Origin of the sequence: Micropruina sp., from assembly GCF_027492755.1 — a bacterium.
Taxonomy (GTDB): domain Bacteria; phylum Actinomycetota; class Actinomycetes; order Propionibacteriales; family Propionibacteriaceae; genus Micropruina.
Genome location: NZ_JAPUED010000162.1, coordinates 1 through 5,844 on the forward strand (window position 1 = coordinate 1; position 5,844 = coordinate 5,844).

General features: G+C 66.8%; 6 protein-coding genes and 1 tRNA gene. 2 read left to right on the plus strand and 5 right to left on the minus strand.

The window, feature by feature from the left end; translation table 11 throughout:
- Positions 1-48: 48 nt before the first annotated feature.
- A tRNA-His gene (locus Q0066_RS11395) sits at positions 49-124 on the minus strand.
- 120 nt (positions 125-244) lie between these two features.
- Entirely contained in the window at positions 245-880 is a 636-nt protein-coding gene (gene orn, locus Q0066_RS11400) for an oligoribonuclease (protein ID WP_298132987.1), read from the minus strand.
- Between the two features lie 134 nt (positions 881-1,014).
- Between orn and ppk2 the strand changes: the two genes are divergently transcribed.
- Complete coding sequence (ppk2, locus tag Q0066_RS11405; RefSeq protein WP_298132989.1) at positions 1,015-1,938, plus strand: polyphosphate kinase 2; 924 nt, start codon at positions 1,015-1,017, stop codon at positions 1,936-1,938.
- A gap of 83 nt (positions 1,939-2,021) precedes the next feature.
- Here the strand turns inward: ppk2 and Q0066_RS11410 are convergent, their stop codons facing one another.
- Positions 2,022-2,951: an EamA family transporter gene (locus Q0066_RS11410; protein ID WP_298132991.1), complete on the minus strand. Its 930-nt coding sequence runs from the start codon at positions 2,949-2,951 to the stop codon at positions 2,022-2,024.
- An 82-nt stretch (positions 2,952-3,033) separates the two neighbouring features.
- Here Q0066_RS11410 and Q0066_RS11415 point away from each other — a divergent pair, with 82 nt between their 5' ends.
- Positions 3,034-3,957, plus strand: coding sequence for a LysR family transcriptional regulator (locus Q0066_RS11415; RefSeq protein WP_298132993.1), 924 nt, complete (start codon positions 3,034-3,036; stop codon positions 3,955-3,957).
- On the opposite strand, the gene Q0066_RS11420 is transcribed toward Q0066_RS11415, so the two are convergent.
- Together Q0066_RS11420 and Q0066_RS11425 are read right to left on the minus strand one after the other, a co-directional pair.
- Positions 3,918-4,811 (minus strand): carbohydrate ABC transporter permease, encoded by an 894-nt coding sequence (locus Q0066_RS11420; protein WP_366521519.1) that lies wholly within the window; start codon positions 4,809-4,811, stop codon positions 3,918-3,920. The genes Q0066_RS11415 and Q0066_RS11420 overlap by 40 nt on opposite strands.
- Complete coding sequence (locus Q0066_RS11425; protein ID WP_298132995.1) at positions 4,808-5,716, minus strand: sugar ABC transporter permease; 909 nt, start codon at positions 5,714-5,716, stop codon at positions 4,808-4,810. The genes Q0066_RS11420 and Q0066_RS11425 overlap by 4 nt, the downstream gene beginning before the upstream one ends.
- Positions 5,717-5,844 lie beyond the last annotated feature (128 nt).

The window sequence follows — 5,844 nt, forward strand, 5'->3', positions numbered from 1 at the left end:
GTCCGCTGGAAACCCGTGCGTATACCCTAGTCATGGCAACATTCCATCTGGGGTGAGTAACGGGACTTGAACCCGCGACATCCTGGACCACAACCAGGTGCTCTACCAGCTGAGCTATACCCACCATGTCGTGACGAACGGGCGTCACGGCTAGGACAGTCTAGGACACCTACGTCCCGCGGCGCCAATCGCCGAAGGGCGTCCGTCGGGGTAGGTCGACAAGCTCAACCAGCGGCTGTGCTAGCTAGCTGTTGTCGTCCTCGACCACCGGCGCGGGGGTGCTCAGCGCACCCTGATGGACGGCGGCGATGCGCTTCAACTCGGCGGTGGACAGGCCGGGCGGCGTGACGAACACGGCCTGCCGGTAGTAGCGCAGCTCTTCGATCGACTCGCGAATGTCGGCCAGCGCCCGGTGGTTTCCCGACTTGGCGGGCGTGTTGTAGTACGCCCGCGGGTACCAGCGACGGGCCAGTTCCTTGATGCTGGAGACGTCCACGTTGCGGTAGTGCACATGCGCCTCGAGGGTCGGCATGTCGCGGGCCAGGAATGCCCGGTCGGTGCCGATGGTGTTGCCGGCCAGCGGCGCCGTCCGCGGGTTCGGGACGTGTTCGCGGATGTAGTCGAGCACCTGCTGCTCGGCGGTCTCGAGGTCGACCCCGTCATCGAGGAGCGGCAGCAGCCCGGACTTCGCGTGCATCTCTCGCACGAAGTCGCTCATCTGCTCCAGCGCGGCAGGGGTCGGCTTGATCACCACATCGACGCCGTCGCCGAGGACGTTCAACTCGCCGTCGGTGACCAGCGCGGCCACTTCGATCAGGACGTCCCTGGTGAGGTCGAGCCCGGTCATTTCGCAATCGATCCACACCAGAAGGTCACCCACGGGCCTCACTCTAGTGGCCAGAAGATGATGCTCAGGTGTCCAAAGATGTTGACCACGTTTCGAGGCGCTGCACGACTGGACGGAACGGCTGGAGGCAATAGGCTGGGCAGCCTCAGCCGAGGTGGGAGGAACCCATGACGATGGACCTGGACGAGCTCCAGCCGGATGCCGACGACAACCTGCGCGAATTCATCGACAAGCTGGTCGCTGCGGGGTACACGGTGGGCGACAGCCAGAGCGCTGATCCGGAGTTGATCGATCCGGGTGGCCGGGCGGTCGAGACCTGGCGCGAGGACTACCCCTACGACGAGCTGATGAGCCGCGAGGAGTACGAGCAGGAGAAGTACCAGCTCCAGGTCGAGCTGTTGAAGTTCCAGTACCACGGCCAGGACAACGGGTTGAAGCACCTCATCCTGTTCGAGGGCCGGGACGCCGCCGGCAAGGGCGGCACGATCAAGCGCTTCATCGAGCACCTCAACCCGCGGGCCGCGCGGGTCGTCGCCCTGACCAAGCCGTCCAGCGACGAGCTGGGGCAGTGGTACTTCCAGCGCTACATCCGGCACTTCCCGACCAGCGGCGAGATCGTGCTGTTCGACCGCTCCTGGTACAACCGGGCCGGCGTCGAGCGGGTGATGGGGTTCTGCAGCAACGACCAGTACGAGACGTTCATGCAGCACGCCCCGAAGTTCGAGCGCATGTTGCAGGAGTCGGGCATCCACATCACCAAGTTCTGGTTCTCGGTGACCCGCCGCGAGCAGCGCACCCGGTTCGCGATCCGGCAGATCGACCCGGTGCGGCGCTGGAAGCTGTCACCGATGGATCTGGAGTCCCTGGACAAGTGGGAGGCCTACTCGGCCGCCAAGGAGGCCATGTTCGCGCGCACCGACACCAAGCACGCTCCGTGGACGACCATTCGCAGCAACGACAAGAAGCGCGCCCGGATCAACGCCATGCGGGCCTTCCTGAACCAGTTCGACTACGAAGGCAAGGACGCCTCGGTGGTCTACGCCCCCGATCCTTTGATCGTGCGGCGGGGACGCGAATCCTCCGACGACTGACCACATAAGACGAGCCGGACGGCGCTCGGCCAGCGGGCCGGGCGCCGTCCGGCTGTTTCGCGTTCGGACGGCGGGTTTGCCGGTCAGCAGTGCACGGGTACCGGCTCGAGGTGGCGATCGTCGGTGCTGTGGGAGCGCTCGTCCGACTCGTCCTCGCGACTGCCGCCGTTGACCGCGCCCATGCCGGCGATCACCACGCAGGCCAGGCCGGCCACGCTGGTCAGGCTGGGCACTTGGCCGAGCAGCAGCAGGCCAAGGATGAGCCCGAAGGCCGGCTCGAAACACAGCAGCGTGGCGAACGCTCCCGCGCTGAGCCGGCGCAGCGCCAGCATCTCCAGGGTGAACGGCAGCAGCGGCACCAGGGTGGCCAGCAGCAGGCCGATGGCGACGGTCTGCCAGCTCAGCGCGGTGACCGCCGTCGTGGGGACGAACAGCGTGCTGACCAGGGCTGCGACCGGCATCGAGATGGCCAGCCCGGAGACTCCTCCGGTCTCGTCGCCGACCCGCTGGGTGCACAGGATGTACGCGGCGTAACAACCGGCACCGGCCAGCGCATAGCCGACGCCCAGCAGGTCGAAGTCGCCCAGCCATGGCCGGGTCATCAGCAGGACACCGACGGCGGCGGCCAGTGGCCAGATCCAGCCGTTGCGCTGCCGGGCGCCCCAGGCGGCGACGGACAGGGCGCCGAGGAACTCGATCGCGCTGGCCGTGCCCAGCGGAATGCGCATCGCGGCGGCCATGAACATCGTCCCCATCCCGGCCGTGGCCAGGCCGAGCAGCGCGCCCGTCCGCAGTGTCGCAGCCGAGAAGCGCAGCCGCCACGGACGAACGATGACGACGATGATCACGGCCGTCCAGGTGAGCCGAAGCCAGGTCGAGCCCTGCGCCCCGAGGTGATCGAGGAAGCGCACCGACCCGGCCAGCCCGATCTGCGCGCAGAGCATCGAGGTCAGCGCGAGCATTGCCCCCGAACGGGCGGAGGTGGACAGTTGGGTAGGGATCGAGGCGTGCATATCTCTATCCCATCCCTTCCCATCGTTTATGTCCAACGGATATTTCTGTCCAATATGTTCACGAAACACGTACGATCAGAAGATGGATCTGAAACGCCTCGCCGTCCTGCTGGAATTCGCCAGGCTGGGCTCGATGAGCGCCGTCGCCGACGTCATGCAGACCCGGGTGTCCACCGTCTCTCAGCAGATCGCGACCCTGTCCCGGGAAGTGGGCGTTCCGCTGATCGAGCCGGACGGCCGGGGCGTCCGGCTGACCGCGGAGGGACGGCGGCTGGCTGATCACGCGGTCACCATCCTGGCCGCGGTCGAGGCTGCCCGAGCCGAGCTGAACCCGGACGCCGAGCCTGCCGGCCTGCTGCGGATCGCCGGCTACGCCTCGGCGTTGCGGCGGGTCGTGGTGCCGCTGCTCACCCGGCTGGCGGCGACGAACCCGGCGCTGACGATGGCGGTGCACGAGTTGGAGCCGGGGGAGGCGTCGGAGTGGCTGGTGGCGAACCGGATCGACCTGGCGCTGGTCTACGACTACAACCTCGCGCCCGAGCGGGTCGATCCGGCCTTCGCCGTTGAGCCGCTGTGGGAGACCGACTGGGGGCTGGCCGTCCCCGCCACACAGTCACTCGATCCAGGTCTCACCGCGGTCGAGGTGTTCGCCCACCACCGCGACCGTGACTGGATCGGGAACCCGCGGAACAGCCGGGAGGAAACCGTGCTTCGCGTGGTGGCGGCGATGGCCGGCTTCGAGCCGCGGATCACCCACTATGCCGACAGCCTCGATCTGGTCGACGACCTGGTGCGCTCGGGCGCGGGCGTCGGGCTGCTCCCGATGGCCCGCAGGCTGCGGGAAGGGATCACGCTGATTCCGCTGCGGCACCCGTCGGTCACCATGCGCACCTTCGCCTGGGTGAAGAAGGGACGCCAATCGTGGCCGCCGCTACGCCTTGCGCTGACCGAGTTGCAGCGAGCGTCCTACTTCACCGAACCGCTCATCAGGCCGCTGATGAAGTAGCGCCCGAGCGCGATGTAGACCAGCAGGGTCGGCAGCGACGCCACCAGCACACCAGCCATGATCGACGGGTAGTCGGGGTTCTGGCCGCCGGCCAGCTCCTGCAACGCGTAGGTCACCGGACCGTTGCGCGGCGAGGTGAGGAACAGCGCGAACAGGAAGTCGTTCCAGGCCGAGGTGAACTGCCAGATCAGCGTCACCACGAAGCCGGGAATCGAGACCGGCAACACGATCGACCAATAGACCCGCAGCATGCCCGCGCCGTCCACCCGGGCCGCTTCCAGAATCTCGGTCGGCACCGCGGTGGCGTAGTAGTTGCGGAAGATCAGCGTGCAGATCGGAATGCCGTAGATGGTGTGCACCAGGATCAGCTTCGGAATGCCGTCGATCCAGGCGAACCCGTGGGTCTGGATCTCGAGCAGCATCTTCTGCAGCGGAATCATCACCGCCTGATAGGGGATGAACATGCCGAACAGGAATGCGGTGAAGACGATGTCGGCGCCCGGGAACTTCCATTTGGCGAAGACGTAGCCGTTCAGCGAACCGAGAATGGACGACAGCACGGCGGCGCTGATGGCCAGCACCAGCGAGCGGCCCAGGGCGGGTGCGAGCCGGGTGATGGCTGAGGACCAGCCCTCGGTGGAGAAGATGTGCGGCAGGTCCCAGGCGGTGGCCGCCGAGACGTCCGCGCCACCCTTGAAACTGGTCACCAGCACCACATAGAGCGGAATCAGGACGGCGCAGGCGAACGCCAGCAGCAGCAGGAACTGCACCGTCTTCATCGGGGTGATCCGGCGCCGTCCGTGCCGCGGTGCCGACACCGGGGACGCGGTGAGCGTGTCAGCAGTGATCGTCATGCCCGTCCGTCCTTCTCGGTGTGGTTGGTGTAGATCAGGTAGGGGATCACCACGATGGCGACGATCGCCAGAATGACCGTGGCGTTGGCGGCGGCACCGGTCGGGTTCGATTGCGGGAACAGTTGGATCCACATGAACGTGGCGGGTACCTCGGCGGTGTACGAGTTGGCGCCGGCGATCGAATAGATCAGGTCGAACATCTTCATCGACATGTGCCCGAGAATGATCAGGGCCGACAATGCCACCGGCGAAACCTGGGGGAACAACACGTACCGGTACAGCTGCCATTCGCTGGCGCCGTCCACCCGGGCGGCCTCGCGCTGGTCGTCCGAGATGCCCCGGAACCCGGCCAGGAACAGCGCCATGATGTAACCGGACAGCTGCCAGATCGCCGGGATCGCCATCGCCGCCATGTTGAAACTGCTGTCGCTGGACCACCAGCTGCTCTGCAGCCAGGGCATGCCCAGCTTCAGGAACAACTGGTTGAGGCCGATCGCCTGATCGGGACCCTGCGCCGGCGACAGCAGCCAGCGCCACGCCACACCTGCGGCGACGAACGAGATCGCCATCGGAAACAGGTAGATCGACCGGAACGCACCCTCACCGGTCACCCCGCGCTCCAGCAGCACCGCCCACAGCAGGCCGAACAGCATGGTGCCCACCATGAACACGACGGTGAGCACCAGCAGGTTCCATAACGCGTGCTGGTAGCGGTCGTCGCCGAGCAGGTTGAGGTAGTTGGCCACACCGCCGGGATTGGTGATCCGGTTGGTGATCCGGTCACGGGTCTCGGCCAGCGAGGTCTGCACGTTCAGCCCGATCAGCCCATAGACGAAGATGCCGACCAGGATGATCGAGGGGCTCACCAGCAGCAGCCCGGGGCCCCAGGTACGCAGCCGTCGCATCCGACCTCCTCACGTTGTGGTGGGGTGGGGGCCGGGCCACCGGCGCCCCCCCCGGGGACAAACCGGGAAGAGCCCGGGGGGGTTGTGGGCGGCCCCCAGCGGGGGGGCGCCCGGCGCCGGATACAGTA